General features: G+C 39.0%; 2 protein-coding genes. Both read right to left on the reverse strand.

Translation table 11 applies throughout. The annotated features are described in order from the left end of the window. Positions 1–45 precede the first annotated feature (45 nt). Complete coding sequence (locus PsWM33_RS12080) at positions 46–1,827, reverse strand: glycosyltransferase family 4 protein (RefSeq protein ID WP_063300403.1); 1,782 nt, start codon at positions 1,825–1,827, stop codon at positions 46–48. Then, positions 1,827–2,669, reverse strand: a complete 843-nt coding sequence (locus PsWM33_RS12085; RefSeq protein WP_063294951.1) for a glycosyltransferase family 2 protein — start codon at positions 2,667–2,669, stop codon at positions 1,827–1,829. Before PsWM33_RS12085 ends, PsWM33_RS12080 begins: the two co-directional genes overlap by 1 nt. Between the last annotated feature and the right edge of the window lie 283 nt (positions 2,670–2,952).

Consider the following 2,952-nt stretch of genomic DNA (forward strand, 5'->3'; position numbering starts at 1 on the left):
CCTTATTATAGGGGCGGACCACTTAAATGGGGGAGGCTCACTCCTCTATTGTACAATCATCTCTTTAATGGTTGAGCAAGTCGATTGCCATGTTTTTTCTTTTGCAACATAGTTGTACCCCTTTAAACCCAACCTCTTACGCCACTCTTCATCACATAATCTAAGCATCACGTTGGAGATTTCTGTACAGTTTCCAGGCTGAACAACTTCTGCATTCTGCACCCCACCCACCAATTCAATTAAAGCCGGTAATCTTGAAATTATAACTGGTTTCCGTGCTGCCATTGCTTCTAATGGCTTCAAGGCAGGAATGATCTTCGTGACTGCAGTCTCTACTCGTGGATAGACAAATACGTCGCATAAGCAATAATATTGATTAACTTCAGAGAAAGGTATTCTACCCGTTAAGTGTACAAACTCTGAGATGCCCAAGCTTAAAGTTAATTCACTTACGACGCTTGAGCAAGCGCCGTCTCCAACGATGACAAGCTTACAGTCGACACCTGTATCTAGGACCATTTTAAATGAGTGTAAAACGTCCTCTAAGCCTTCGTATACTTCTAGAGAACCGATAAATCCGTAAACGACTGTATTGATACCGATATTTAAATGGTGGCGCATCTCATTTGATTGTAAGGGCACATCAAATTTTTCCAAATGAACACCATTGGGAAGAAGTTTGATTTTTTCTGCTTGAACTCCTCGGCTAATGAGTTCGTCTTTTAAAGGAGACGAAATTGCGAAGATTGCATCTGATGCATTTGCGACAAGTGTTTCTAAATTACGAGATAAGTTAAAACGATCTGTTTGCTCCCACCCTTGGATCTTTGCGGCAGACGTGTATTCCCATAAACCTCTGACGTCATATATGAAATCAATACCTAAGTGTCTAGATGCTATGAGTGCTGGCAGCGCGTTCACGTAATTGGAACCAGCAACAACATATTCTGGAGTTTCTGTTTTTAACACCTCAATCAATTTTGTTGCTGCTTCTTCAACAAAACGCAGTATTCCTGACCCGCTAATGTTAGGTCCGCTAATATGTCGATAAGTCACATTCTCAATTTCGTGTATATCTTTTACGTCATGAAGATTTCTGCTGTCTGCTCTGTCCCAAGGATAACCAGGCCGTGTAATGCAAACGACGTCCGTTCCTGACCTCGAAAGTTCTTGCAAAATACTATGTGTACGAGTTGCATATCCAGATGTATGGAAAGGTACACAAAGATGTGAGATGTATGCAATTTTTTTCTTTTTATATTCTGTTCTTCTAATTTGCTTGTTTATGAGTGCGAAGCCATTTTTAGAAATAGCTTCTTCGTCAAAAATCTTCTGGACTTTGACATCGTCCGTGCTTGGACCGGATAAACCTAATGCTGACAAGTGCTTACTAGCAGAATTTATTGAGCCGCCGTCATACATTAGTATTGCAGCTCTCTTCTTTAGATTATTTTTCGTTGCGATCCTATATGCTTCTTCTGCAAACCTTCGTGTTTTACTAGACGAAATCTTTAAACTAACTCGAGAGGCTTCAATGAGTAAATGTGCAATTTCATTATCTGACTTATTTTTTGACTTTAAATGTTCATAGATATTCTCTGTTTTACTAAGAATAATTTCCAAAATTTCATCATCAAATAGATGAGGATTAACAGCATCTTTGTGTGAATTTAACTGATATTTTTTGTAGGCCTTGTTAAGGCGATACAAGCGTAGTGGTAGCAGAAAGGCCGACTTTAGTGAATTACGGGAATCAATTAACAGTGAGCCAGCTTTATAAGCGACAGTCGTTTTCATGTAATCTGTAAGAGTTTGAACTTCTTTCATTATACTGAGGCCACCCACGCCACAATTCCGATGAGCAATAGCTTCAAACTCAAGAACTTTATATCTAATACTTCATTAAGTTCCGAAGCACCTTGGACGCAATATAGGCGTGCCATTAGTTTCCTACTTCGACGTGATTTAAATCTTCTTTGAGCTGCGCTTATATATCCTCTTAATCGGTTATTTGGGTTTCTGGATATTCTATCAATCTCTTTTTTCCTAAAAATAAAAAAATTATGGGGATCAACGGAGACTAAACTGGCATTAGCAAGCGCATCATCATACATAAGCCAATCTTGAGAAGCCCTGACATTATGGAATGGCAGACTTGTTACAATGCGGCGGTGGAATGTGACGCCTCCTAATGGGCCAATCCGATTGACTAAATACTGCAACAGCTTAAGCCTAGGGATATTTTTGCAAATCTTTGATAGTCTTTTTGCATCAATAAAAGTGACTTTTCTATTTTTCTCATCAACCACAAGCCTAGACGTTATGAGTACATCTACGCAGGTATTTTTTTTGAATATTTTATATGTCAATTCTAGCCAATCTGGACCTATTAAGTCATCAGAGTCATGAAAATGTATAATGTCACCTTGGCTATGTGAAAATCCCACCTTGCGCGATAAATTTGCTCCGATACGCTTTGGATTGCGAAGTAGGATCAGATCAATGTTTCGGCATTCGTGATAAATGCAAATTTCAGCTAGTGAATGATCATCGACAATTATTACTTCAACTTTGCAGGTGTTCGTGGCAGCCTGCGCATCAATTTGGGATACAAGCTCGGTTAATGATAATTCTCTCTCAAATGTAGGTATAATGATACTAATCTTCACAAGACTGCAGATCCTCTAAGTTCTTTAACTTTTATATATATTGAGGCAGCCAAAAGAACAAACGAAAACACCAATACTCACCCATTAACTTATCGCCGTTCTGAATTAGAATTTTTATATGGTTTTACCGACGTGGTAGAAGATGTTGGGTTCAATGAAACTTATTTAGCTATTGATGGAGAAGGCAAGTGATTGGTGAATAGTTTACACCGGAAATGAGCCTCCCCCATTTAAGTGGTCCGCCAGAGGTGGTTCCGTTTATTTGGACAGGTGAGCGTGTTTT

It is taken from the genome of Pseudovibrio sp. WM33 (assembly GCF_001623165.1).
GTDB lineage: Bacteria > Pseudomonadota > Alphaproteobacteria > Rhizobiales > Stappiaceae > Pseudovibrio.